Genomic DNA, 23,646 nt, shown 5'->3' on the forward strand with positions numbered 1-23,646 from the left:
TTCGGCTTCGGCTTCGGCTTCGGCTTCGGCTTCGGCTTCGGCTTCGGCTTCGGCTTCGGCTTCGGCTTCGGCTTCGGCTTCGGAAAGGGTCTCTTCTAGCGGCTCATCCGCGTCAACGACTGTCTCATCACGCTGCGAGGTGAATTCAACCGTTTCGTCCGACTTGGGGTCTTCCACCGGCTTTTGATCGGTCTTTTTCTTACGAGCCACCGCGACGTTCCCCTTATCGAATCCAATTTCATATGAATAACAGGCCACTCTAAGTTAATCAGTGGTCTCTCCACGCTCAACCCGCATCGCGTGTTTGACAAGCTTTTTCACGGCTTTCCGCATTTTCTTGGGTGTCGGCTCTTTGGCGATCTTTAGGCGCTCATAGTCCAAAGAATAAAGGGGCTCGGCCGTGGCTTCGCTGATGGAAATCAGCCACAAAGGTGCTGTTCCGGTCCAGATTTCGGCAAATTGTCGCGCCGTTCGGGGCGAAAACAGCGGCGCGAGCACAGGTCTGTCACCGGATGCAGCCGCAGCCGCTTCGGATGTCAGCGGTAACAGGCGCTGTTGATAGACAATCTGATCGCGAACTGTCAGCCCCGATTCGGTCAAGCGTCTGGCAACATTTCCCCGCGTATGTTCACCCCTGAGATGCAGCAACGGGCTTTCAGGCCGCTGCTTCAAAAGGTAGGCCACCAGTTCTTCGGCGGTATTGCCCACCATCATTGCATCCCATCCGGCCCCTTTGGCGGTTCCAGTGGTCGCCGGACCAACACAATAGGCGGGCAGATTGGGTTTGACGCCAAGCGAAGCGGCGGCATTGACCGAGTTGGCCGAAGTAAAGATCAATCCGCGAATTCCGTCCGTTTCGACCGCAACCCTCAGGGGTCGGATTTCCAGGATTGGAGAATAGATGACGTCTATCCGTGACCTGACGCGGTCCGAAAGCTGTGCCACAAACCTTTCAGAGGCGGCGCGAGGGCGGGTCATCAACAAATACAATGGCGGGGCCTTCGGCCTTGGGATTGTTTGCGTCCGCGCAGGGTGATACCCCGCTTGAGTGTCATGATGCAACGGATCAGGCCTATGGTGCAAACACTTACCGTTCTTGGATTGGAAAGCAGCTGTGATGACACGGCCGCCGCTGTTGTGCGCCAATCCGATGGTGCGGGTGCCGAGGTTCTGTCGTCTATCGTTCACGGTCAAACCGAGCTGCACAGCGCATTTGGCGGGGTCGTACCCGAAATCGCAGCGCGGGCCCATGCCGAAAAGCTGGACATTTGCGTGGTGCAGGCATTGGAGGTCGCAGGACTGACACTGGCAGATATGGATGCGATCGCCGTCACTGCGGGTCCCGGCCTGATCGGAGGGGTCATGTCCGGCGTCATGTGCGCCAAGGGGCTGAGCGCTGCGACCGGGCTTCCCTTGATCGGTGTAAACCATCTGGCCGGTCATGCGCTGACGCCCCGGTTAACGGATAGCATAGCCTTTCCCTACCTGATCCTGCTGGTTTCAGGCGGGCACTGCCAGTACCTGATCGCGCACGGGCCGGAACAATTTACCCGACTGGGCGGAACCATTGACGACGCGCCCGGAGAAGCGTTCGACAAAACCGCCCGTTTGCTGGGCCTGTCGCAACCCGGCGGTCCTTCGGTGGAGGTTGAAGCACATTCTGGCGATCCCAAGCGTTTCCGGTTTCCCCGACCTCTTCTGGATCGGCCGGGATGCGATCTGTCCTTTTCGGGGTTGAAAACCGCGTTGATGCGGATGCGGGATCAGATTGTCGCCGAAAAGGGTGGCCTGACCCGTCAGGACCGCGCCGATCTATGTGCCGGATTTCAGCAAGCCATCGTGGATACGCTGGCCGAGAAGACCCGCCGAGCGATTGACAGGTATCTTGAGGAAAACCCAATTGATCCAGTCATTGCCGTCGCTGGCGGCGTTGCCGCCAATTCTGCCATTCGGGCTGCGTTAGAGACTGTTTGTGCCGAAAAGGACGCCCGGTTTACTGCACCGCCGCTCAACCTGTGTACCGACAATGCCGCCATGATTGCCTATGCCGGCATGGAACGATTTCGCGCTGGTGCGCGGGATGGTCTGGACCTTACGGCGCGCCCTCGCTGGCCTTTGGACAAGACCAGTCCTGCTATGCTGGGCGGTGGCAAGAAAGGCGCCAAGGCATGAGCGTTTCCGTTCTGGGATCCGGCGCATTCGGCACAAGCCTGGCCATTTCACTGGCCGGGAACGGGCCGGTCACGCTGTGGTCTCGGGATCAGGATCAGGCCCAGCATATGCAAACAGCGCGTGAAAACACCCAGCGTTTGCCTGGCGTGGCTTTGCCTGCTGATATCACGGTGACATCGAACATCGATCAGGCGACCAAGGCTGATGTTCTGCTGATAGCTGTCCCTATGCAAAAGTTGCGCGATGCCTTGCAAGCGCAGGCCTCTGATCTGGCCGGAAAAACCTTGGTGGCGTGCTGCAAGGGCATCGAGCTATCGTCCGGGCTTGGGCCGATTTCAGTGATCCAGCAAACGATCCCGGATGCGCGACCCGCCCTGCTGACCGGGCCCAGCTTTGCCGACGACATTGCACGCGGATTGCCAACGGCGCTGACCTTGGCCTGCGCAGATGACTCGCTGAGTCTGACGCTGCAACATGACCTGACCACTGCCAACCTGCGCCTTTATCGAACCACCGACATGCTTGGGGCGGAACTTGGCGGCGCATTGAAGAACGTGATCGCCATTGGATGTGGCGCTGCGATCGGGGTCGGGTTGGGCGACAGCGCACGCGCCGCATTGATGACACGCGGGTTTGCTGAGATGCAGCGCTTTGCGCTGATGCGCGGGGCGCGACCCGAGACACTAATGGGATTATCCGGCTTGGGCGATCTTGTCTTGACTTGTTCTTCGGAACTATCGCGAAACTATCGCTTTGGCCTGTCATTGGGTCGGAATATCCAGTTCGATACCCACACCACCGTTGAAGGGGTCGCCACCGCGCGGGCCATGACGGACATTGCCGCCGCCGAAGGGCTGGACATGCCAATCAGTACAACGGTGGCAGACCTTAGCAGTGACGCCTACAGTGTGACCGACGCTATCCGAGCCCTGCTCAACCGACCGCTGAAGGAGGAATAATATGCTGATCGCTCTCATCGCCCGTGACAAGGACGGCGCGCTGCAAACCCGGCTGGACAATCGCGCTGCCCACCTGGCCTATATTGAGGAAACCGGTGTCGTTGCGCAGGCGGGTCCGCTGCTGGACGGCGACGCAATGATCGGCTCTTTGATCATTCTGGAGGTCGAAGACATGGCCGCCGCGCAAAATTGGGCGGACAACGATCCTTATGCAAAAGCCGGGTTGTTCCAATCGGTTGACCTGATTGCGTGGAAAAAGGTCATAGGCTGATGGCGTACTGGTTGTTCAAATCCGAACCATCGACCTGGGGTTGGGACCAGCAGGTTGCAAAAGGGGATGCGGGCGAAGAATGGGACGGCGTGCGCAACTATCAGGCGCGCAATTTCATGCGTCAGATGGCAGTTGGCGATCGCGGGTTTTTTTACCACTCGCAAAAGGACAGGGCGATTGTTGGTATTGTCGAGGTCTGCGCCGAGGCGCATCCCGATAGCACCACGGATGATGAGCGTTGGGAATGCGTGGACATCAAGGCCGTGCGCCCGTTTGCAACCCCCGTCACGCTGGATCAAATCAAGGCCGACCAACGTTTGGCGGAAATGGTGCTGGTCAAAAACTCTCGCCTGTCTGTTCAGCCGGTCAGCGATGCGGAATGGCAGGTGATCTGCGATCTGGGCGGCACGCAGGCCACTTAATACCAAATTAAAGGGAAGGCCCTGACAGATGCAGAACCTTCCCTACCCCGCGTGCTCCCGACTCACCACACGCGTATGGAAATTTTGGCTCTGACCGTCCTGGTCACATGCTGACACTAGCCGATCCTTGCGGCGCAGTTCAAACGGCAAGTACCTAAAATTGGAAACGCCCGCCAGGGATCTGACGGGCGCTGCAAAATAGGTGTGGCGGGATCAGCCGTAAACAGCCTCTTTGCCGAAATGCTTGGTCAGCATGTAATACACGACGGCGCGGTATTTGTTGCGCTCGGACATACCATAGGTCTCAAGGGCCTTGTTGATCGCTTCCATCAGTTCGGGTCCGTCCGACAGGCCCAGCTTTTTGATGAGGAAATTGTTCTTGACCGTTTCCAACTCACCTTCCTGAGTTGCCGCGACTGTCGATGCGTCGGCGTCATAAATTGCAGGGCCACAGCCGATTGTGACTTTGGTCAGCAGATCCATATCTGCGTCCATACCGCATTTGGACTTCAGGTCCTCGGCATATTTAGCGATCAGGTCGTCGCGTTTTCCCATGGTTATCTCCCGGTTGAAACTCGTTTTTGGCCTTACCAGCGCCGCAGACACGGTAACGGGAGCGGGAATTTGCACAAAGGGAAAAATTAGCGGCATTCCCCCTAAACCCTGCCGGTTTGATCTGAGGCTTGATTTTGATGGTCCTTTATTTAACAATAAGGTTAAATATGTTACTTGTTCCAGAACCAGGAGGCTACAATGCCTGTGTCGCTACCCAACGAAACTTCGCAATACAGAACCGCGCGAAACACCTTGCTGTCGGCTGAAGCCGAACTGCGGGCTCAGATTGAAAATGTTGCAAAGCTGCGCCGCGGTTTGCCCAAAGGCGGGGCAGTTTCGCGGGACTATGCATTCCGGTCGGACAAGGGTGCGCCAACACCGCTGTCGTCTTTGTTCGGATCACATGACACCTTGGCTATATACTCGCTTATGTACGGGCCGGATGCAGAGGCACCTTGCCCGATGTGTTCTGCCTTCCTGGACGGGTTGAATGGGCAGATCGCCCATATATCGCAGAAAATCGCCTTTGCGGTCGTGGCGCAAAACACCTGTGAAAGGCTGGCAGCGCTGAAAGCGGATATGTCGTGGGATGATCTACCGCTTTATTCTGCATTGGGCTCAGACTATCAGCGCGACTATCTGGCTGAGGCCGAGGATGGAAGCCAACTGCCGATCCTGAACATCTTTCAGCGCGATGCGGACGGCATAAGCCATTTCTGGAGTTCTGAGCTGTTCTTCGAGCCCAGTGACTGGCATCCGCGGCACGTGGATGCGGCGTGGCCGCTGTGGAACATTCTGGACTTCACACCACAAGGACGCGGAGATTTCTTTCCGTCCCTGCGTTAAATACCCGCCAAGATAACCTATCGGCAATAACCCCATCCGGGACCCTGTAGATGAAAGTGGTCCGCGTGCAAGCGATTGAAATCAGGACCCAATACCACACGAAACCAATCACATGCGCCGCGCCAGATCTGGTGCAGAAATTGACCTTCAGGTCCTTCGTCGCCCCAATCCGATAGCAATGTCAGACTGCGCCCATCCGCGAATTGCAAACCAACAATATCAATGGAATCCGCCTTGGCATGGCTACTCCAACCACTGCTCTGACCCTGAGCGGTACGCATCTGGCGGCAATTGTAACTGCCCACATGCCGCAATCGGCTGACCTGCGTGCCCAAAAGATCTCTCGCAGTGGGTTGAACGACATGATGTTCCCACATGGCCAGCCGCAGAGTGGTCGCGCAACTGGTTTCAACCGCATTTACACCCGATGTCACCAGCGCAGACAACAGACCGCGCCCGGTGATGCCGCAATTCTCATCCACGATCAGATCATCCATCGCTTCAAAGTTTGTGCCGGCGTCGGCCAAGGCGGCGCGGCACTGTACTTCATTCGCCAGCGCGCGATTAAGCTGAAACCGGGTAATTGGCGTGACCGGCGCGGTGATTTTCAGCTCTCGCAATGGGTTCCAATGCGATGGCACGGGTGTTTCCGGGTGCGCCAACAACCACCATCCGCCCCCTCCGAACAGGATGGCGACAACGGCGATACTAAAAACAAAAGACGCCGCCGATAACAGGAATCGGCGGCGTCAGGTGTGTTTGTTCATGCGTTTTTCGCACTCAATAACGGTAGTGTTCTGGCTTGTAGGGGCCTTCGGGCTTCACGCCAATGTAAGATGCCTGCTCGTTATCCATCTGGGTCAGCTTCACGCCGATGCGATCCAGATGCAAACGCGCGACCTTCTCATCCAGATGTTTGGGCAGGATGTAGACGTCGTTGTTGTACTGATCGCCCTTGGTGAACAGCTCGATCTGCGCCAGAACCTGGTTGGTGAACGAGGCTGACATCACGAAAGACGGGTGACCGGTCGCGTTACCAAGGTTCAGCAGACGGCCTTCGGACAGCAGAATGATGCGATTGCCCGAGGGCAGTTCGATCATGTCCACCTGTTCTTTGATGTTGGTCCACTTGTGGTTCTTCAGGCTGGCCACCTGAATCTCGTTGTCGAAGTGACCAATGTTGCCGACGATCGCCATGTCCTTCATCTCGCGCATATGTTCGATGCGGATCACGTCCTTGTTGCCGGTGGTGGTGATGAAGATGTCGGCAGATGCGACTTCGTCTTCCAGCAGCGTGACTTCGAAACCGTCCATCGCGGCCTGCAGGGCGCAGATCGGGTCAACTTCGGTCACTTTCACACGGGCACCAGCACCGCGCAGCGACGCGGCCGAGCCTTTACCAACGTCACCGTAACCGCAGACTACGGCAACCTTGCCGGCCATCATAGTGTCAGTGGCGCGGCGGATGCCGTCGACCAGCGATTCCTTACAGCCATATTTGTTGTCGAATTTCGACTTGGTGACCGAGTCGTTCACGTTGATCGCCGGGAATGGCAGCTGGCCATCTTTCACCAGCTGATACAGGCGGTTCACACCGGTGGTGGTTTCCTCGGACACGCCCTGAATCTGGTCGCGCATCTTGGTGAACCAGCCCGGGGATGCTGCCATGCGTTTGGCGATCTGCGCTTTGATGACTTCTTCTTCTTCGGATGTCGGAACAGCGATGATGTCCTCACCCGCTTCTGCGCGGGCACCCAGCAGGATATATAGCGTTGCGTCGCCGCCATCGTCCAGGATCATGTTTGGGCCGTCTTCGAACAGGAAGGATTTGTCCAGATAATCCCAATGCTCTTCGAGCGTCTGGCCCTTGATGGCGAAAACCGGGATACCGGCTTCGGCAATTGCTGCCGCCGCATGGTCCTGAGTCGAGAAGATGTTGCACGATGCCCAGCGCACGTCCGCGCCCAGCGCGACCAGAGTTTCGATCAGAACAGCTGTCTGGATGGTCATGTGCAGCGAACCGACGATACGGGCACCCGCCAGAGGTTTGCTTTCGCCATATTCTGAACGCAGGGACATCAGGCCCGGCATCTCGGTTTCGGCAATGTCCAGCTCTTTGCGGCCAAACCCAGCCAATGAAATGTCTTTAACGATATAGTCCCCGGCCATCAGGTGCTCCATTTCCGGTAAATCATAGTCCGGGCAGCCCCTAGCATTCCTTGGGGCAGGTGGCAACGCAAATGGCCGAAAACTGGGTGAACCTGTGGTTCAAATCAACTTGGTTCACCCTTTAGCTCTATCTTTGGTATCGCTTCAAAAAAATCTGTGCCAACGGCGACAATACAACTAATGCCGTTCGCCTGGGTCACCAGAACCGTATAGCTTCCGGTTGTCTTCGAGGTCCAAACCTCCATAACAGCCCGTGCGCCCCGCGTTTTCTGCAATCCGCCAAAGACCAGTTCTTCTGAATAACTGTCCTGTAGCTTGGCGATCACATGTTCGCGCTGTGCACAGCTTTTGGCGAAAGCAGGCGGCGCAGTGGCGGCCATGCCGAAGGTCAGGGTTATAGCAAATAGACGTTTGAACATAACATGCTCCTTTCGATACGCGTTTCAGTACGAGAGGGGCACAACTGAAAGGAGTACACCCCCCTCAGTCCATATGTCGGGATCAAAACGTGCAGGTTCAAAGCACGAAAGCTCAAGAATTTGTTGGCAGCCTGTGATCCAGACAGGTACATCATAGCACAAAAGCGCGAAGTTAACGTGTCCTAGTTCACAAGGCATGGCAGAATGGCAACACAACCCAGAGCATGGCAGCGAATGCTTTCCGGCCGCAGGCTGGATTTGCTGGATCCGACGCCCGTGGATATCGAGATTGAAGATATCGCGCACGGTCTGGCCTTTGTGGCGCGCTGGAACGGGCAAACCGCTGGCGATTATGCCTATTCCGTGGCCGAGCACTCCCTTCTGGTTGAAGAGCTTTTCGGCCGGATTGCACCCAAAGCGCCCGTGAAGTGGCGATTGGCCGCGCTGTTACACGATGCGCCGGAATATGTGATCGGAGACATGATCTCACCCGTCAAATCCGCCGTTGGCCCGGATTACGGTGCGCTGGATGACCGTCTGGCGGCGGCGATTCATATCCGGTTCGGATTACCCGCCGAGGTGCCGAAAACGGTGAAACGGCAGATCAAGAAGGCCGACAAGATCAGCGCATGGATGGAAGCGACCCAGATTTCCGGGTTTTCCGAGGATGAGGCGACAAAGTTCTTTGGTCGGCCCGATCAGACCGTGATGGAGGGCTTGCAAATAACGCTCAGACCTCCGGTTGAGGTTCGAGAAGCGTTTATGGCGCGGCATGAGGCGTTGATATCCTCGCTATAAAATACCGGTCTCATCCACTGTCGGTTCTCATCCCAAGGGAAAAGCCTGCGCAAGCCTGTACTCAACCTGCAGGATATGGGTACAGTTAAAAGCTCAACCAGTGTTTCAATCATGTAACAGAGAACCGGCAAAATCTTGCCGCGTATTGGCAGGCCTCTTTTCACAACCCATCGGATCACCCTAAAACATGCTTGTCTTCGAACGGGCAGTGAAGCTTCTTGAACAACGACATACGCAATACGAATACGACCTGGCCGCGCTTGTCCGGCAAAACCCGAACCGCGCTTGCGGTTGGGCTCTTTAGTCTGATTTCTGCCTGCTCGCACAACCCAACCGATGTGGAACTTGATCCGGAACGTCAGTCAATGGCGTTGCGAGAGGTCTCTCAAAAACAGGCGCGGGGGCAAAGAGTATGGTGTGTTCCCTACGCACGCAGCCTCAGCGGTATCGAAATTCGCGGCAACGCAAAGGATTGGTGGGGCAAGGCGCGCAGTTCTTTTGGCCGCGGCAATGAGCCGGTCGTGGGTGCGGTGATGTCGTTTCGGGCAACCCGCGGGATGCCGCTTGGCCATGTGGCTGTCGTGTCAGATGTTGTTACCGATCGGGAAGTCATCGTGAACCACGCCAACTGGCATCGCAACAAGGTGTCCCTGAAAATGGGCGTCAAAGACGTATCCAAGCACAATGACTGGACCTTGGTTCGGGTCGAAAGCCTTCCGGGTCAATATGGCAGTTTGTACCCCGTGAACGGGTTCATTTATCCGGACTCTGGCAATCCACCTAAATGAGAGTCCTCTGAACGGTTTACCGCTCAGATCCACCCAAGTTCATTGCGTGCTATCGCGGTTTGCGGTTCGCCAAATTCCGCGTCAGGGTCATAAGGAAAAGGTGCCAATCGAGTACGCCCGCCTGTTCAGGTAAGGCGGGCGCTTATGGATCGGCATGAGGTTCTGCTGAACCAGCTTTAACCGAAGACGTAGAAACACAGCTTGTTGCCGTCCAGATCGCGAGCATAAGCACCGTAGAACCGATCAGGGACGCGCTGGCCGGGTTCTCCTTCATCTGTAGCTCCCAAGCTTATTGCCTTTTCGTACAGCGCTTTGGCCTCATCCTTGGAGTCTGCTGCAAAAGCAACCATTCCACCGTTGCCGGTCTCGCAGACTTCGCCATCGTAGGGTGTGCAAACGGCGAGCATCGGAGCTAACGGGTCATTTCCGATGAAGGCGATGCGACCAGCGTCGATCACAACTTTTGCGCCCTTGTCGGCAAACAGTGTCGTATAAAAACTTTTAGCGCGCTCCAAATCCGAAACGCCGATGGTCACATAGCCGATCATTGATTTACTCCATTGTGACGAAAGATGAATTCCCTGCCCGAACCTCGGGCAAAATGGAACTGGTATCAAGTCACTAAACCGTCAGGACCGGCGCAATATTGCAGACTTTTCCTAGGCCATGGCATTCAAGGTATTTGGGCGGCCGGACAAGGCGGTGATGAAGGGCTTGGGGATCACGTTGCGCCCACCGACAGAGGTGCGGCGGGCGTATACGAAGCGATATGGGGAGTTGTTAGCGCTTCTTTAGGGGACATTATTATGTTTAAATCAGTCTAGATAGCTACCAATTTCATTTTGCAGATCGGCAACTCTACGAACCGTCATACGCCCCAAGCAATTAACGACCGCAGTATCGTATCCCCTGTAAATCGCACCATACAGAACATTTAACTCACAGGTCGTGTCCCGGACCTCCAACCACGCACGCTGGGAGTTTCGCAGCAATTCTTCTTGGCCGGTATACGCAGTATCATCAAGTTCACGCTCAATGATCTTCGTCTTTAACAGAACCATTTGGTAGAATTCATTCAGCACCAAGTCAGCTTGCTCGGAAAGGGCGCGAGCGCAACTTGCTCGGTGAGCTTGAAAGTGAAGGTCATAACCCTCGGCAGCGTACATGCATTCATCGAACTGGGCTTCCGCACATTGTTCAAGTTCTTCGTAAGAACACGAACCCAAGTGTATGTAGTCTTCAGCTTCGAATGCTTGCGCTGCGCCAAAACCGCCTAAAGAAAAGACCACCGATAGCATCAACTTTTTCATTAAATCGCCTTTTGCCTGTTTTGCAGACGCAATTGAAGAACCAATGCGGCAAAAGAGAGGCAAAGCCCATTTGGTCCGTATCAAACACCCGGAGTGAAACTAAGCTTTTACCGCGGACTGCGCTTCGCCAATATCCGCTGCAATGTCCGACGGTGCATGTTCAGGCGCCGTGCGGTCTCGGAAACGTTCCGGTCGCACAGCTCATAGACCCGCTGGATATGCTCCCAACGGACGCGGTCCGCACTCATGGGATTTTCTGGTGGTGGGGGCAGTTCGTCGCCCTTGGCCAGCAGCGCATTGGTGATGTCGGTGGCGTCGGCGGGTTTCGACAGGTAATCCGTGGCGCCGATCTTGACCGCAGCAACGGCGGTGGCAATCGCACCGTATCCGGTCAGGACCACAACCCGGCTGTCGGGGCGCTTTTCGCGCAGAACTTCGACCACATCCAGACCATTGCCGTCCTCAAGCCGCAGGTCAACGACCGCATAGGCGGGCGGGCGGGCGGTGGAAATGGCGCGGCCTGCGGCGACGGAACCTGCGGTTTCAACCTCGAACCCGCGTTTCTCCATGGCTTTTGCCAGACGTCTCAGAAACGGTTCGTCATCGTCCACCAAAAGCAGCGTTTTATCGGGGCCGATGTCGAGGTCAGAGCTGTCCGCCATATTCTGTTCTTTCCGCTATTTCACGCCTTTGGCTTAACCATGAGTAATAGCAGCGCCATCCCAAAGGTCAAACACCCGTCGTTTTCTAGATTTTGTCGAGGAAACAGCCAACCTTGTGGGCCATCTGCTCGGCGGTGTCGTCCCGGTTGAAGAATTCGATGAACCCATCCTCGGGTGTGACAAGATAGGTAAAGGTCGAATGGTCGACCAGATAGTACTCATCGCTTTTGTCATGGGCCTTGTAGTAGGTCTTGTAGGCCTTGCTGGCTGCCTTGACCTGCTCGGGCGTGCCGGTCAGCGCGATAGTCTTGCCACCCAGGTTAAAGGCATAGTCCGCTACCACCTCGGTCGTGTCACGGTCAGGGTCGATTGAGATGAACAAGGGTGTCACGGACTGGCCACGCTCGGCCAGAATGTCCACGGCCTCGGCATTGCGGGACATGTCGAAGGGGCAGACGTCGGGGCAGAAGGTATAGCCGAAATAGACCAGCGTCGGTTCGGTGATCACATCGGTGTCGGTGACTGTTTCGCCCTTGCCGTTGAGCAGCTCAAACGGCCCGCCGATGGCCGCCGTTCCGCCAGCGATCTGACTGGTCCGGCATTGTGCGAACTTGTCGTCTGATCCGGCACCGCGCGTCAGCAGCCACATGGCCCCCAGGCCCACGGCCAGAACAACGGTTGCGAGGATGGCATAAAGACGGACCATGACATCAATCCTGACATAAGAGGGGTTGTTGATCGTTTCGGCCGGGACACCTATCAAGAAGTTCAGCCGATGCAACAGGACAAAATCGACCGATGGCAAATTCCAACATCACACTATGGCGCGGTCAGGAACGCAGCAGCTGGATTCGGCTACGCACACTGATCTTGTTGCGCTGGGTGGCGATCTTCGGCCAGATCACAGCGATCACGGTCGCGCAGCAGACCTATGACATCCAGTTGGATGCGACGCTTTGCTATCTGGCGATCGGGGTGTCGGTCATGGGGAACCTGACTGCAATTCTGCTGTTTCCCCGCAACAAGCGCCTGTCCGAGTTCGAGAACTTCCTGATGGTGCTGTTCGACCTGCTTCAACTGACCATTTTGCTGTACCTGACCGGCGGGCTGAACAACCCGTTTGCGCTGTTGCTGGTGGGGCCTGTAACGATTTCCGCGAGCGTCATGAGCACCCGGTCAACCTTGATAATCGGCGGCGTGGCCATTGTCCTGACAACACTTCTGGCCGAATTCCACCTGCCTTTGCGCACCGCATTGGGGGCAGAACTGGACATCCCAGATATTCTACTGTTCGGAAACTGGGCCGCAATCGTCATCGCAATTGTCTTTCTGGGTGCGTATTCGCATCGCGTCAGCTCAGAGGTGCAGTCCATGTCCGAAGCGCTGGCCGCCACCCATATGGCGCTTGCGCGCGAACAGAAGCTGACCGATCTAGGCGGCGTGGTCGCCGCCGCCGCGCATGAGCTGGGCACGCCGCTGGCAACGATCAAACTGGCGAGCTCCGAGTTGATTGAGGAATTGGATGACCGGCCCGACCTTATCGAGGACGCCGCCCTGATCCGCGAACAGGCGAACCGTTGCCGCGATATCCTGCGAGACATGGGCAGGGCGGGCAAAGATGATCTGCATTTGCGACAAGCCCCGCTTTCGACCGTGGTGCACGAAGCAGCCGAGCCGCATATCAACCGTGGCAAGACCGTTCATTTCTTCGAAGGCCCGGCCGAGGATGGCGATGTGCAGCAGCCCTCGATCCTGCGCAAGCCCGAGATCATTCACGGCCTGCGCAACCTGATCCAGAACGCGGTGGATTTTTCGCGCGGAAATGTCTGGGTCGAGGCGGAGTGGTCCACCAAACAGATCACCGTCAGTATCATGGATGACGGTCGTGGATATCCGTCGCAGATGATCGGTCGGATCGGCGATCCCTTCATGCGTCGCCGCCGGAGTGAGACCGACAAAAAGACCCGTCCGGAATATGAAGGCATGGGCCTGGGTCTTTTCATTGCCAAAACGCTGCTTGAACGCAGCGGAGCCGAGCTGGATTTCGCCAACGGATCGGACCCATACCAAACCCTGTCGGATAACCCCGAACGCCGGGGCGCGATCGTCAAGGTGACCTGGCCACGTAACCTTGTGGATGCGCAAACTGGTGATACGCCTGTGCCTTCAGGTGTAAACCAACGGTTTCAAACCTGACCTGACACTGGCGAACATTGGTTAAGACCCCGTTAACCATTAAGGCGCATAGTACGGTTTCTTGGTTTCGCGCACCGGAGGGCGCATGGTCGACTGGATCATTCTGGCCATCATCGGCCTTGTTTCCGCAAGCCTTGCCGTGCAGTGGCTGTTGCCCCGCAGGCGGGAACGGGGGGACAACTTTGGGCTGTCCTCACCTGCCTCCTTGTTTGATGCAGCCTTCTTGTTTGATGGTGACCGACTTATCAGTCACTCGGACATCGCGCTGGAAGGGTTCGAGCAGGTCCGCGACTGGGCCGATCTGTGCCGACTGCTACACAGGGATTTTCCGACATTCCCCGAGACACCTGATCGGGTCCGGCGTGAAGGCAATTTGGTCATCCCGGCCATCGATTGTACGGTTGAACGCGATGTTCTGTGCGAATGGATAGACGGCATCGTGCGCGTTCAGTTACGCGACAGGACCGAATGCCTGTCGATGCCTCAAAGCGCATCAAATGATCCAAACCGCCTTGCCATGGAAAAGGCACCCTACCCTGTCTGGCTGTTGGATCATCAAGGCGATGTGCGCTGGTGCAATGCCGCTTATGTTTCGCTGGTGCGCAAAGTGCGGGATCAGGACACGGACCTGACCGCACCATTGTTTCCGGTCCCCGATGCCGACCAACGGCTAAGCGCAAAGGCGCGGGTCTCAATTTCTTCGGCGTTCAGTGAAAACAAGCTGTGGTTCGATCTGACGTTGGTAGATCACCCCGAAGGGCACTTGTCTTATGCCGTGGACATCAACGCAATCGTCGAGGCGGAGATGGCGCAGCGCAAATTCGTTCAGACCATGACCAAGACCTTTGCGCAATTGTCCATCGGGCTGGCTATTTTTGACCGTAACCGTCAGTTGGCGTTGTTCAACCCGGCCCTGATCGACCTGACCACCCTGCCCCCGGATTTCCTAAGCTGCCGCCCCGGCCTATCCAGCTTTTTCGATCGCCTGCGGGATCAGCACATGATGCCCGAGCCCAAGAACTATCGCAGCTGGCGCAGTCAGATGAACGACCTTCTCGAAGCGGCGGAGGACGGAAACTATCAAGAGACATGGTCCCTGCCCTCGGGCTCGGTTTATTCGGTCAGTGGACGCCCGCACCCGGACGGAGCGGTTGCCTTCTTGTTCGAGGACATCACTGCCGAGATCACTCTGACCCGTCGGTTCCGGTCAGAAATGGATCTGATGCAATCCATTCTGGACAAACTGGCCGATGCCATCGCCGTCTTCAGTGACGATGGTACACTGGCTTTTACCAATTTCGCCTACCAACAGCTTTGGGGTGATACAGGCGACGCAGGCTTTGACGCGGACTCCGTTCTTGAGGTGACCAAAAGCTGGCAGGAACATTGCACCGCGACACCAATCCTTGGCGAAATTCGCGATTTTGTAGAGGCGCGGGAAAATCGCGCGGAATGGTCAGGCGTGATCTATCTGCGAAACGGTATCCAGGTGTTGTGCACTGTCAGCCCGATGCAGAACGGGGCCACCATTGTTCGTTTCTCGGTGGATCGGGATGCGCTGATGCGGCAAGAGGCGCAGCAAATCAGCGCCTGAACCGGGTTGCAGCCAACCGGGCGCAAGGCCATTGTGGCGCCATGACCAATTCGCCCCGCACGTTCACTTTGAATTCGCCCGAGGAAACAGCAGAATTCGCTGCCCGCCTCGGTGCAGAATTGAGATCTGGAGACATCTTACTGCTTGAGGGCGAGATCGGCAGCGGAAAGACCCATTTTGCCCGCAGCCTGATCCAATCGCTGATGGTCGAGCCCGAAGATGTGCCTTCGCCGACTTTCACGTTGGTTCAGGCTTATGACACGCCGGCCGGGGAAATCTGGCACTGCGATCTGTATCGCCTGAGCGCGGTTGAGGAGGTCGAAGAACTGGGCGTGACCGAGGCTTTTGAAAGCGCAATCTGCCTGATTGAATGGCCGGATAAATTGGGCCCGCTGACACCGGAGTCTGCGGTGAAGATATCCTTCGAAACAGACCCTAACATGACAGAAGCACGCCATCTGACTCTTTCCTGGTCAGCCCCGAAATGGCCCGTGAAACTAAGGATTCCTGCATGACAAACCGCGCAGTATTGGCCGAAGCGTTGATCGCGCAGACCAAATGGTCAAATGCAAAGCACGCGCCGCTTGCTGGGGATGCCTCGAACCGGCGGTACGAGCGGCTGACCGATCCGGAAACCGGCAAGACGGCCGTGTTGATGGATTCACCTCCGGGCAAAGCGGAAAATGTCAAAGACTTTGCCCGCATGGCCGAATACCTGCGGTCCCTTGGCCTGAGCGCGCCTGAGATCTATGCCGAAGACACGCATTACGGATTCCTGCTGCTCGAAGACCTTGGCGACGACCTCTTCGCGCGCGTGCTCGTGCAGACCCCCAGCATGGAGCGTGCGCTTTATAAGGTTGCAACGGATGTTCTGATCGACCTGCACAACGCGCCAAGCCTGTCTTTGCCATCCTATGATCCGAGTTTGATGACCGAGCTGGCCGCGTTGTCCTTTACCAAATACGCGCAGGCCGTGCAGGGCATGCACGACACCGATGCGCGTAACCGTTTCGAAAACCGGTTCTCGGACATTCTGCACCGGGAAACTTCGGGATCCAAAGTTGTTGTGCTGCGCGATTACCACGCCGAAAACCTGATCTGGTTGCCGGATCGCGACGGGGTTCAGCGCGCCGGTCTGTTGGACTTTCAAACCGCCATGCTGGGCCATCCGGCTTATGACCTGGTATCGTTGTTGCAGGACGTGCGTCGCGATGTGTCACTTGGAACCGAGATGCAAATGCTGAATCGCTATATCGCCGCGACCGGAGTAAATGATCATGACTTCCGCACTGCCTACGCCGTTTTGGGTGCACAGCGAAACCTGCGCATACTTGGCGTATTTGCCCGGCTGGCAACCGAATATGGCAAGCCCAGCTATGTCGATCTGATTCCGGCGACTTGGGCCCATCTGATGCGAGACCTGGAACATCCCGCGCTGGTAACCATCGCCGATCTGCTGCGCGACACCCTGCCCGCGCCCACCCCTGAAAATCTGGACAGGCTTCGACAGAAATGACCCAAGACCCCGAAGCCGTCATGCTGTTTGCAGCCGGGTTTGGCACCCGTATGGGCGCGTTGACCGAAAATCGGCCCAAACCACTGATCAAGGTCGCTGGCCGGCCTCTGATTGATCACGCGTTGGATTTGGTGAATGCCCTGCAACCCAAGCGTATCGTGGCCAACCTACATTATCTGCCAGATCAGCTTGAAGCTCATCTCGTCCCAAAAGGTGTTCTGCTTTCCCATGAAACGCCGGAAATTCTTGAGACTGGCGGCGGAATACGCGCCGCTTTGCCCCTGCTTGGATCGCACCCGGTTTACACCCTGAACCCAGACGCGATCTGGTCAGGACCGAACCCTTTGACGATGCTCCGCGAGGCGTGGAATCCCGATCACATGGACGCGCTGTTGATGTGTGTACCGGTGGATCAGACTGTCGGGCACACCGGCAAAGGCGATTTCACAGCAGATGAGAACGGACGGATCGTGCGCGGCGGCAGTTTGATCTATGGCGGTGCGCAGATCATGAAATCCGAAGGGTTGATGGATATCCCTGAGAAAGCGTTCTCACTTAACGTGCTATGGGACCAGTTGCAGCGGCAGGATCGTCTGTTTGCCCTCACCTATCCCGGTCGCTGGTGCGATGTCGGCCACCCCGAAGGGATTGCACTAGCCGAGGGGTTGATTGCCGATGTTTGAACCCAGCCCAGCTCCGCGCGTTTTTGCCGTTTCGCCCGGTTCGGACTTCCCAAAAATGCTGGTTCAGGGGCTGCAAGATCGTAGTGCAGCGCATCCGCCCGAGATGCTGGCGCGCGTTCAACTGGTCGTCAATACAAGGCGTATGGCCCGGCGCGTCCGCGACCTGTTTGACCAAGGCCCGGCGTGCCTATTGCCGCATCTTTCATTGGTTACCGATCTGGGGGAAAGCGTCGATCTTGCGCAGATACCTCCGGCGATTCCACCGCTGCGGCGCAGGTTAGAGTTGACGCAGTTGATCGCTAAGCTGTTGGAACAACAGCCTGATCTGGCTGCACGGTCTTCACTTTTTGACTTGTCCGACAGCCTAGCCGCGTTGATTGATGAGATGCAGGGCGAAGGTGTTTCGCCCGACGCGATCCGGAATTTGGATGTCAGTGACATGTCCGGGCATTGGGAAAGGGCGCAAAAGTTCATCGGAATTGCCGATCAAATCATAGATTCAGGCCCAGATGCGCTGGATGTTCAGGCCCGGCAGCGGCTTGTGGTGGAAAACCTGATAGAACGTTGGCAAGTCGCTCCGCCGCAGCATCCGGTTATCCTTGCCGGGTCAACCGGGTCTCGCGGAACCACTCTGATGCTGATGGAGGCGGTCGCGCGCCTGCCGCAAGGCGCGTTGATCCTGCCGGGTTACGATTTCGATCAGCCCGACCGTGTTTGGCGAGGACTGGACGATGCGCTGACATCGGAAGATCACCCGCAGTACCGGTTCCGCAAGCTGATGTCACGGCTTGGTTTGGAGCCAGATCAAATCATGCCTTGGACGGGTGATCAACCACCCTCGCCTGCTCGCAACCGCTTGGTTTCGCTGGCTTTACGCCCGGCGCCAATCACTGATGCATGGATGTCCGAAGGCCCGCAACTGACCGATCTGGATGGCGCCACAAAGGACGTGACACTGGTCGAGGCGCAATCGCCCAGATCCGAGGCCCTGGCCATCGCACTGCGCCTTCGCCAGTCAGCCGAAACCGGCCAAACTGCCGCGCTAATCACGCCTGACCGGATGCTGACCCGCCAAGTCAGCGCTGCTTTGGATCGCTGGAACATCCTTCCCGATGACAGCGCTGGTCTGCCGCTGCAATTATCGCCGCCCGGCCGGTTTCTGCGTCACGTGGCGGGGCTTTTCGCACGGCGGCTGGATGGCGAGGCGTTGCTGACCCTTCTGAAACATCCACTGTGTCATGATGGCGGCGAGCGTGGCGCGCATTTGCTGCATACCCGGGACCTTGAACTGGATTTGCGCCGACACGGTCCTCCTTTCCCGGACAGCGTCAGCCTGACCGCTTTTGCAATCCGCAAAGAGGCGCCCGAGGATTGGGTGCGTTGGCTAATCGCCCATTTCTGCGAACAACAGATCGCCGGCCAACTCCCATTGACGGATTGGGTTGCCAGACTGCGCATCTTGGCCGAGGCGATTTCGGCGGGCGCGTCAGGGGAAACAGGCACGCTCTGGGACAAGAACGCAGGCCAAAAGGCGCAAGGCGTCCTAAGCGCACTGGAAAAAGAGGCACAACACGGCGGCCCGATGACCGCCCATGATTTCGCCGACCTGTTGGGTGCTTTGCTCGCGGGCGAAGAGGTCCGGGATCGCGACGCCCCGCATCCACACATCATGATCTGGGGCACGCTTGAAGCGCGCGTGCAAGGGGCAGATTTGCTTATCTTGGGCGGCCTAAATGAAGGCAGCTGGCCCGAGGCTGCCGCACCAGACCCCTGGCTGAACCGCCAGATGCGCGACAAGGCCGGACTTTTGCTGCCCGAACGGCGGATCGGCTTGTCGGCACATGACTTTCAACAAGCCATCGGCGCGCCCGAGGTCTGGCTGACCCGTGCCAAGCGGTCCGATGACGCAGAAACCGTTCCATCACGCTGGCTGAACCGCCTGACGAACCTGCTGCACGGCTTGCCGGGGCAGGGCGGGTGTGAGGCACTGTCAGAAATGCGCAACAAAGGCCGGCAATGGCTGCAATGGGCGGAACAGCTTGAAGTCGCGCCGCATATCGAACCGGCAACGCGCCCATCTCCGCGGCCGCCAGTGGCATCGCGCCCGAACCGGTTGACCGTGACGGAAATCAAACGGCTGATCCGCGATCCTTATGCGATTTACGCCAAACATGTGCTGCGCCTGAAACCGCTGGACCCTTTGGTGCAAGCGCCGGATGCCTTGTTGCGCGGGATCGTGATCCACGAAATTCTGGAACGTTTCGTCAAAGACAGTGTTCTGGACACCGCCTTGTTGACCCGCGAAAGCTTTTTAAAACGTGCGGAAACCTTGTTGGATCAACATGTTGCGTGGCCCACAGCGCGTAAGCTGTGGCTGGCGCGGTTGGAACGCATCGCGGATGATTTTCTGGCCGCCGAAATCGCGCGGCGAGGGGACGGGGGGCCGGTCGCCTTCGAAGCGGCGGTGAAACTTGTACTGTCGCCCCTGGATTTCACCATCGCGGGCCGTGCTGACAGGATAGATCGCAACAAACGCGGCGCGTTGCGGATTGTCGATTACAAGACAGGAACGCCCCCGACGGAAAGCCAGCAATCCAAGTTCGACAAACAGTTACTGATCGAAGCCGCGATTGCCGAAGAGGGCGGTATCGACGGTTTCGACCCTTCACCCGTGGCCGAGGCGATTTTCATTGGCATGGGCGGCACTTACAAAGAAGTACCCGCACCGCTGGCGAAAGAGCCTCCAGACAAAGTTCTGGCCGAGCTCAAAGAGCTGGTCTCTGCCTATTTAGAGCCTGATCAGGGGTTTTCTTCCCGTCGGATGTTGCACAAGGATTCGGATGTGGGTGACTACGATCAACTGGCCCGGTTCGGGGAATGGGACCGCACTGATGACACTACGCCCGAGGACCTGACATGAGCGCTCGCAACGACGCAACCGAGCGGCAGGTACAGGCCGCGCGGCCCGACGCCTCGACCTGGTTGGCGGCCAATGCAGGCTCAGGAAAAACGCGGGTGCTGACTGATCGGGTGGCCCGATTGCTGTTGGGCGGCGTCCAGCCACAGCATATCCTTTGCCTGACCTACACCAAGGCCGCCGCCAGTGAGATGCAAAACCGGTTGTTTGATCGCCTCGGACAATGGGCAATGAAGGATGATGCCGGTCTGATGTCCCAACTGACCGATCTGGGCGTACCCGGCGAGATCGACTCGGAACGGCTGGCACAGGCCAGAACCTTGTTTGCGCGCGCTATTGAAACGCCTGGTGGCTTGAAGATCCAGACGATCCACTCGTTTTGCGCCTCGTTGCTGCGGCGCTTCCCTCTTGAGGCCGGGGTCAGCCCGCAATTTTCCGAGATGGAGGACCGTGCGGCGGCCCTATTGCGTGAAGAGGTTGTCGAGGATTTTGCCGCAGGTCCGCAGGCGAATCTGATCGAAGACGTCGCCCGGTTTGTCACAGATACAGGGTTCGACAAACTCACCGCGGCCATCACCCAGAAACGCAACCTGTTTGCGCAGCCGCTGGAATGGGCCGATGTGCTGCAGCGGTTTGAACTGTCCGACGGATTCGATGAAGACGCCTTGAAAGGACGTGTGTTTCTGGGTGGCGAAGTGGAATTGATCCGGTCGATCCTGCCGGCGCTTTCCGAAAGCGGCGGCAACAACGCCAAGGCGGCCGACAAGCTGGCAGCATTTTCCGAGACTCGGGTCAGCAGCTTGCCAATACTGGAAAGTGTATTTCTGACCGGAAAATCCGCCAAAGAACCCTTTACGGCCAAAATCAACAGTTTCCCCACCAAAACTCTGCGAGAAGACGTGCTGGTGGACCAGATGCCCCAACTCGAAGCGTTGATGCTGCGGGTCGAGGCAGCGCGTGAGCAACGGCTGGCCCTGGTTGCCGCGCGCAAGACAATGGTGCTGCACCGCTTCGCTGCGGCGTTTTTGCCGGAATATGAGCGGCGCAAGCAACTGCGCGGGTGGTTGGACTTTGACGACTTGATCCTACGCGCGCGGCGGGTGCTGAATGATCCCGCAGTTGCCGAATGGGTGTTGTACCGACTGGATGGCGGCATCGACCACATTCTGGTGGACGAGGCGCAGGATACCAGCCCGGACCAGTGGTACGTGGTCGAAAAACTGGCGCAGGAATTTACCAGCGGGGAAGGGGCCCGGTCCGGGGTTAAGCGCACAATTTTTGTGGTCGGTGACAAAAAGCAGTCGATCTATTCGTTTCAGGGTGCCGATCCGCAGGCATTCGATCTGATGCAAGCTGAGTTTGGGCGAAAACTCTTGGAATCAGGCTCTAAACTGTGGGATTCCACGTTAGAATACTCATTCCGATCCTCCAGTGCGATCTTGTCCTTGGTCGACATCCTGTTTGAAAACCGCGTTGAGGCCGGGTTTCATAAGGAAAGCCAACACCGCGCGTTCAAGGCTGATCTGCCCGGCCGCGTGGATTTGTGGCCCGTGGTTGAAAAGGTCGAAGACGATGACGATACCGACTGGACCGATCCGGTAGATCGGCCTGGCGCACGGCATCACACCGTCATTCTGGCCGAAAAAGTGGCGCAGTCGATCAAGGCAATGATCGAACAGGGTGAGACGATCCCTGAGGATGGCGAAACGCCCGGCACATTTGTGCGGCGTAAGGTTCAGCCAGGGGATTTCCTGATCCTCGTTCAGCGCCGCTCGGACCTGTTTGCCGAGATCATCCGCGCCTGCAAAGCCGCTGAACTGCCGATCGCTGGAGCAGACCGGCTTAAGGTCGGCGCGGAATTGGCGGTCAAAGACCTGGCGGCGCTGTTAAGCTTTCTGGCCACGCCTGAGGATAGCCTGTCGCTTGCCACGGTTTTGAAATCGCCCCTGTTCGGGTGGGGCGAACAACAGTTGTTCGACTTGGCACATCGGCGCAAAGAACAGTTCCTTTGGGCGGCTCTACGTCAACGCGCCGATGAGTACCCTGAAACACTGGCCGTTCTGCACGACCTGCGCGGGCAGATCGACTTTCTGCGGCCCTACGACCTGATCGAACGCATCCTGACTCGCCATGAGGGCCGTCGTAAACTGTTGGGCAGACTGGGCGCCGAGGCCGAAGACGGGATCAACGCGTTGCTGTCGCAGGCGCTGGCCTATGAGCGCACAGATATCCCCAGCTTGACCGGATTTCTGGTGTGGATGCAGACCGACGATCTGGAAATCAAACGGCAGATGAGCGGTGTGGGCAACATGATCCGGGTGATGACCGTACATGGCTCCAAGGGGTTGGAGGCGCCGATTGTGATCCTGCCGGACACGGGTAAACGGCAAGCTCCGCGCGATGCCGAGATCCTGGTGGCCGAGGGCACACCACTTTGGAAAGTTCCGGCAGATGCTTCTCCGGCATTGATTGCGCGCGCGCGCGGCGAGGCCCGTGAACGGGAAGAAAATGAGCGGCTTCGCTTGCTCTATGTGGCTCTAACTCGGGCTGAAAAGTGGTTGATCGTGGCGGCTGCCGGCGATGTCGGTAAGGATGGGACCAGCTGGTATCAGATGGTTCAGGCCGCGATGGAACGGGCAGGGGCGCTGGCGCTGCCCAGTTCAGAAACGCTGCGATTGTCACATGGTGATTGGAACGCATCGCCGATTATTGAGTCCGCAGAGACCTTAACTGCCGTGACGGACCTGCCAGCCCCGTTCCTGTCGCCCGCCACACAACCAGAGCCTGAAGCGGAAACGCTCAGCCCTTCCGATTTGGGCGGCGCCAAGGCTTTGCCCGGCGATGCAGGTCAGGACGAAGAGGCGGCAAAGCTGCGCGGCACGCGGTTGCACCTACTGCTGGAACACTTGCCTTCGATTGCGCGGGAAGACTGGCCGCAGCTTTGCGCACGGGTTCTGCCCGATATGCAGGACGCGGAACGGCAAGAGTTGCTGGACGAGGCATGCGACGTTTTGACTGCGGCGCATCTTCGGCCTGTCTTTGCCGCCGACGCCTTGGCTGAGGTGCCCGTGACAGCCGACCTGAACGGACGTCGCATGCATGGGGTGATCGACCGACTGATCGTCACCGATACCGAGGTTCAGGTCATTGATTTCAAAACAAATGCAACGGTTCCCAACAGTGCTGAGACATGTCCTGAGGGGCTTTTGCGACAGATGGGGGCGTATGCCAACGCCTTGTCGCAGGTCTATCCGAACCACGAAATCCGCACCGCGATCCTATGGACCAGGACGGCAGATTTGATGTGGCTGCCACACGATCTTGTGACGCACGCCCTGTCGCGCACCCAGATATCTTGACCTTGGATTG

23 protein-coding genes and 1 pseudogene are annotated in these 23,646 nt (G+C 57.5%); 14 read left to right on the forward strand and 10 right to left on the reverse strand.

Annotated elements, in window-relative coordinates:
• Both AC2FI8_RS02555 and AC2FI8_RS02560 read right to left on the reverse strand, forming a co-directional pair.
• Positions 1-210, reverse strand: a pseudogene (locus tag AC2FI8_RS02555) (hypothetical protein); the annotation flags it as partial.
• 54 nt (positions 211-264) lie between these two features.
• On the reverse strand, positions 265-978 hold the full coding sequence (locus AC2FI8_RS02560) for a uroporphyrinogen-III synthase (RefSeq protein ID WP_496766087.1): 714 nt from the start codon (positions 976-978) through the stop codon (positions 265-267).
• Between the two features lie 96 nt (positions 979-1,074).
• On the opposite strand from AC2FI8_RS02560, the gene tsaD reads away from it, so the two are divergent.
• From tsaD to AC2FI8_RS02580, 4 genes are read left to right on the forward strand one after another with little or no spacing between them, the layout of a single operon-like run.
• Positions 1,075-2,172: a tRNA (adenosine(37)-N6)-threonylcarbamoyltransferase complex transferase subunit TsaD gene (tsaD, locus tag AC2FI8_RS02565; RefSeq protein ID WP_496776925.1), complete on the forward strand. Its 1,098-nt coding sequence runs from the start codon at positions 1,075-1,077 to the stop codon at positions 2,170-2,172.
• Positions 2,169-3,131, forward strand: a complete 963-nt coding sequence (locus tag AC2FI8_RS02570; RefSeq protein ID WP_496776927.1) for an NAD(P)H-dependent glycerol-3-phosphate dehydrogenase — start codon at positions 2,169-2,171, stop codon at positions 3,129-3,131. Before tsaD ends, AC2FI8_RS02570 begins: the two co-directional genes overlap by 4 nt.
• Before the next feature lies 1 nt (position 3,132).
• Positions 3,133-3,402, forward strand: coding sequence for a YciI family protein (locus AC2FI8_RS02575; protein WP_058275177.1), 270 nt, complete (start codon positions 3,133-3,135; stop codon positions 3,400-3,402).
• Positions 3,402-3,824 (forward strand): EVE domain-containing protein, encoded by a 423-nt coding sequence (locus AC2FI8_RS02580; protein ID WP_496776929.1) that lies wholly within the window; start codon positions 3,402-3,404, stop codon positions 3,822-3,824. The genes AC2FI8_RS02575 and AC2FI8_RS02580 overlap by 1 nt, the downstream gene beginning before the upstream one ends.
• A gap of 213 nt (positions 3,825-4,037) precedes the next feature.
• Here AC2FI8_RS02580 and AC2FI8_RS02585 read toward each other — a convergent pair whose 3' ends face one another.
• On the reverse strand, positions 4,038-4,379 hold the full coding sequence (locus AC2FI8_RS02585) for a DUF2853 family protein (protein WP_282153670.1): 342 nt from the start codon (positions 4,377-4,379) through the stop codon (positions 4,038-4,040).
• Positions 4,380-4,577: 198 nt separating this feature from the next.
• Here AC2FI8_RS02585 and AC2FI8_RS02590 point away from each other — a divergent pair, with 198 nt between their 5' ends.
• Positions 4,578-5,225 carry a DUF899 family protein gene (locus tag AC2FI8_RS02590; protein WP_496776931.1) on the forward strand — a complete coding sequence of 216 codons (648 nt, stop codon included), beginning with the start codon at positions 4,578-4,580 and terminating at the stop codon, positions 5,223-5,225.
• Between the two features lie 17 nt (positions 5,226-5,242).
• On the opposite strand, the gene AC2FI8_RS02595 is transcribed toward AC2FI8_RS02590, so the two are convergent.
• The 3 genes from AC2FI8_RS02595 to AC2FI8_RS02605 all read right to left on the reverse strand — a co-directional run bounded on the left by AC2FI8_RS02595 (position 5,243) and on the right by AC2FI8_RS02605 (position 7,813).
• Positions 5,243-5,866, reverse strand: a complete 624-nt coding sequence (locus tag AC2FI8_RS02595) for an extensin-like domain-containing protein (protein ID WP_496776933.1) — start codon at positions 5,864-5,866, stop codon at positions 5,243-5,245.
• Positions 5,867-6,005: 139 nt separating this feature from the next.
• A complete protein-coding gene (ahcY, locus tag AC2FI8_RS02600; RefSeq protein WP_496776935.1) occupies positions 6,006-7,394 on the reverse strand; it encodes an adenosylhomocysteinase in 1,389 nt (462 codons plus the stop codon).
• Between the two features lie 104 nt (positions 7,395-7,498).
• Positions 7,499-7,813 carry a hypothetical protein gene (locus AC2FI8_RS02605; protein ID WP_282170565.1) on the reverse strand — a complete coding sequence of 105 codons (315 nt, stop codon included), beginning with the start codon at positions 7,811-7,813 and terminating at the stop codon, positions 7,499-7,501.
• Between the two features lie 204 nt (positions 7,814-8,017).
• Here AC2FI8_RS02605 and AC2FI8_RS02610 point away from each other — a divergent pair, with 204 nt between their 5' ends.
• Positions 8,018-8,611, forward strand: coding sequence for an HD domain-containing protein (locus AC2FI8_RS02610; RefSeq protein ID WP_496766071.1), 594 nt, complete (start codon positions 8,018-8,020; stop codon positions 8,609-8,611).
• A 260-nt stretch (positions 8,612-8,871) separates the two neighbouring features.
• Positions 8,872-9,399, forward strand: a complete 528-nt coding sequence (locus AC2FI8_RS02615) for a CHAP domain-containing protein (protein ID WP_496726319.1) — start codon at positions 8,872-8,874, stop codon at positions 9,397-9,399.
• 176 nt (positions 9,400-9,575) lie between these two features.
• On the opposite strand, the gene AC2FI8_RS02620 is transcribed toward AC2FI8_RS02615, so the two are convergent.
• From AC2FI8_RS02620 to AC2FI8_RS02635, 4 genes are all read right to left on the reverse strand, one after another.
• Positions 9,576-9,947 carry a VOC family protein gene (locus tag AC2FI8_RS02620; protein ID WP_496776937.1) on the reverse strand — a complete coding sequence of 124 codons (372 nt, stop codon included), beginning with the start codon at positions 9,945-9,947 and terminating at the stop codon, positions 9,576-9,578.
• A 267-nt stretch (positions 9,948-10,214) separates the two neighbouring features.
• Positions 10,215-10,709, reverse strand: coding sequence for a lysozyme inhibitor LprI family protein (locus tag AC2FI8_RS02625; RefSeq protein WP_496776939.1), 495 nt, complete (start codon positions 10,707-10,709; stop codon positions 10,215-10,217).
• A gap of 107 nt (positions 10,710-10,816) precedes the next feature.
• On the reverse strand, positions 10,817-11,371 hold the full coding sequence (locus AC2FI8_RS02630) for an ActR/PrrA/RegA family redox response regulator transcription factor (RefSeq protein ID WP_058275167.1): 555 nt from the start codon (positions 11,369-11,371) through the stop codon (positions 10,817-10,819).
• Between the two features lie 85 nt (positions 11,372-11,456).
• Positions 11,457-12,077, reverse strand: coding sequence for an SCO family protein (locus AC2FI8_RS02635; RefSeq protein WP_496776942.1), 621 nt, complete (start codon positions 12,075-12,077; stop codon positions 11,457-11,459).
• A gap of 92 nt (positions 12,078-12,169) precedes the next feature.
• On the opposite strand from AC2FI8_RS02635, the gene regB reads away from it, so the two are divergent.
• The 7 genes from regB to addA all read left to right on the forward strand — a co-directional run bounded on the left by regB (position 12,170) and on the right by addA (position 23,636).
• Positions 12,170-13,567: a sensor histidine kinase RegB gene (gene regB / locus AC2FI8_RS02640; RefSeq protein ID WP_496776944.1), complete on the forward strand. Its 1,398-nt coding sequence runs from the start codon at positions 12,170-12,172 to the stop codon at positions 13,565-13,567.
• 85 nt (positions 13,568-13,652) lie between these two features.
• Positions 13,653-15,161, forward strand: coding sequence for a PAS-domain containing protein (locus AC2FI8_RS02645; RefSeq protein ID WP_496773324.1), 1,509 nt, complete (start codon positions 13,653-13,655; stop codon positions 15,159-15,161).
• 41 nt (positions 15,162-15,202) lie between these two features.
• On the forward strand, positions 15,203-15,676 hold the full coding sequence (tsaE, locus tag AC2FI8_RS02650) for a tRNA (adenosine(37)-N6)-threonylcarbamoyltransferase complex ATPase subunit type 1 TsaE (RefSeq protein ID WP_496776946.1): 474 nt from the start codon (positions 15,203-15,205) through the stop codon (positions 15,674-15,676).
• Positions 15,673-16,677 carry an aminoglycoside phosphotransferase family protein gene (locus AC2FI8_RS02655; protein WP_496776951.1) on the forward strand — a complete coding sequence of 335 codons (1,005 nt, stop codon included), beginning with the start codon at positions 15,673-15,675 and terminating at the stop codon, positions 16,675-16,677. The genes tsaE and AC2FI8_RS02655 overlap by 4 nt, the downstream gene beginning before the upstream one ends.
• Entirely contained in the window at positions 16,674-17,360 is a 687-nt protein-coding gene (locus AC2FI8_RS02660) for a nucleotidyltransferase family protein (RefSeq protein ID WP_496776953.1), read from the forward strand. The genes AC2FI8_RS02655 and AC2FI8_RS02660 overlap by 4 nt, the downstream gene beginning before the upstream one ends.
• A complete protein-coding gene (gene addB, locus AC2FI8_RS02665; RefSeq protein WP_496776955.1) occupies positions 17,353-20,280 on the forward strand; it encodes a double-strand break repair protein AddB in 2,928 nt (975 codons plus the stop codon). The genes AC2FI8_RS02660 and addB overlap by 8 nt, the downstream gene beginning before the upstream one ends.
• Positions 20,277-23,636, forward strand: a complete 3,360-nt coding sequence (addA, locus tag AC2FI8_RS02670; protein WP_496776957.1) for a double-strand break repair helicase AddA — start codon at positions 20,277-20,279, stop codon at positions 23,634-23,636. The genes addB and addA overlap by 4 nt, the downstream gene beginning before the upstream one ends.
• Positions 23,637-23,646 lie beyond the last annotated feature (10 nt).

It is taken from the genome of Ruegeria sp. CDSB029 (assembly GCF_059611125.1).

Coding starts and splice junctions, on each gene's coding strand:
- AC2FI8_RS02560 (WP_496766087.1), bottom strand. CDS start 978: ATGACCCGCCCTCGCGCCGCCTCTGAAAGGTTTGTGGCACAGCTTTCG.
- tsaD (WP_496776925.1), top strand. CDS start 1,075: ATGGTGCAAACACTTACCGTTCTTGGATTGGAAAGCAGCTGTGATGAC.
- AC2FI8_RS02570 (WP_496776927.1), top strand. CDS start 2,169: ATGAGCGTTTCCGTTCTGGGATCCGGCGCATTCGGCACAAGCCTGGCC.
- AC2FI8_RS02575 (WP_058275177.1), top strand. CDS start 3,133: ATGCTGATCGCTCTCATCGCCCGTGACAAGGACGGCGCGCTGCAAACC.
- AC2FI8_RS02580 (WP_496776929.1), top strand. CDS start 3,402: ATGGCGTACTGGTTGTTCAAATCCGAACCATCGACCTGGGGTTGGGAC.
- AC2FI8_RS02585 (WP_282153670.1), bottom strand. CDS start 4,379: ATGGGAAAACGCGACGACCTGATCGCTAAATATGCCGAGGACCTGAAG.
- AC2FI8_RS02590 (WP_496776931.1), top strand. CDS start 4,578: ATGCCTGTGTCGCTACCCAACGAAACTTCGCAATACAGAACCGCGCGA.
- ahcY (WP_496776935.1), bottom strand. CDS start 7,394: ATGGCCGGGGACTATATCGTTAAAGACATTTCATTGGCTGGGTTTGGC.
- AC2FI8_RS02605 (WP_282170565.1), bottom strand. CDS start 7,813: ATGTTCAAACGTCTATTTGCTATAACCCTGACCTTCGGCATGGCCGCC.
- AC2FI8_RS02610 (WP_496766071.1), top strand. CDS start 8,018: ATGGCAACACAACCCAGAGCATGGCAGCGAATGCTTTCCGGCCGCAGG.
- AC2FI8_RS02620 (WP_496776937.1), bottom strand. CDS start 9,947: ATGATCGGCTATGTGACCATCGGCGTTTCGGATTTGGAGCGCGCTAAA.
- AC2FI8_RS02625 (WP_496776939.1), bottom strand. CDS start 10,709: ATGAAAAAGTTGATGCTATCGGTGGTCTTTTCTTTAGGCGGTTTTGGC.
- AC2FI8_RS02630 (WP_058275167.1), bottom strand. CDS start 11,371: ATGGCGGACAGCTCTGACCTCGACATCGGCCCCGATAAAACGCTGCTT.
- AC2FI8_RS02635 (WP_496776942.1), bottom strand. CDS start 12,077: ATGGTCCGTCTTTATGCCATCCTCGCAACCGTTGTTCTGGCCGTGGGC.
- regB (WP_496776944.1), top strand. CDS start 12,170: ATGGCAAATTCCAACATCACACTATGGCGCGGTCAGGAACGCAGCAGC.
- AC2FI8_RS02645 (WP_496773324.1), top strand. CDS start 13,653: ATGGTCGACTGGATCATTCTGGCCATCATCGGCCTTGTTTCCGCAAGC.
- tsaE (WP_496776946.1), top strand. CDS start 15,203: ATGACCAATTCGCCCCGCACGTTCACTTTGAATTCGCCCGAGGAAACA.
- AC2FI8_RS02655 (WP_496776951.1), top strand. CDS start 15,673: ATGACAAACCGCGCAGTATTGGCCGAAGCGTTGATCGCGCAGACCAAA.
- AC2FI8_RS02660 (WP_496776953.1), top strand. CDS start 16,674: ATGACCCAAGACCCCGAAGCCGTCATGCTGTTTGCAGCCGGGTTTGGC.
- addB (WP_496776955.1), top strand. CDS start 17,353: ATGTTTGAACCCAGCCCAGCTCCGCGCGTTTTTGCCGTTTCGCCCGGT.
- addA (WP_496776957.1), top strand. CDS start 20,277: ATGAGCGCTCGCAACGACGCAACCGAGCGGCAGGTACAGGCCGCGCGG.